Annotated in this window: 1 rRNA gene; it reads right to left on the bottom strand. The window is 55.3% G+C overall.

Going from position 1 to position 465, the window contains the following annotated elements:
* A 16S ribosomal RNA gene (locus KUA11_RS17110) occupies nucleotides 1–465 on the bottom strand; the annotation flags it as partial.

Genomic DNA, 465 nt, shown 5'->3' on the forward strand with positions numbered 1-465 from the left:
GACTACAAGGGTATCTAATCCTGTTTGCACCCCTAGCTTTCGTTCCTCAGCGTCAGTAGTGGTCCAGCGCGCCGCTTTCGCCACGGGTGTTCCTGCAGATATCTACGCATTTCACCGCTACACCTGCAATTCCACGCGCCTCTCCCACACTCTAGCACGGCAGTTTCGGAAGCAGCCCCTGAGTTAAGCCCAGAGATTTCACTCCCGACTTGCCACACCGCCTACGAACCCTATACACCCAGTAATTCCGAGCAACGCTGGCCCCCCACGTCTTACCGCGGCTGCTGGCACGTAGTTAGCCGGGGCTTTCTGGTTAGGTACCGTCAAGGTACTAGCAGTTACTCTAGTACTTGTTCTTCCCTAACAACAGAGTTTTACGATCCGAAAACCTTCATCACTCACGCGGCGTTGCTCCGTCAGACTTTCGTCCATTGCGGAAGATTCCCTACTGCAGCCCCCCGTAGG

It is taken from the genome of Acetobacter estunensis, assembly GCF_019083805.1.
In the GTDB taxonomy this organism is placed as follows: domain Bacteria; phylum Pseudomonadota; class Alphaproteobacteria; order Acetobacterales; family Acetobacteraceae; genus Acetobacter; species Acetobacter estunensis_A.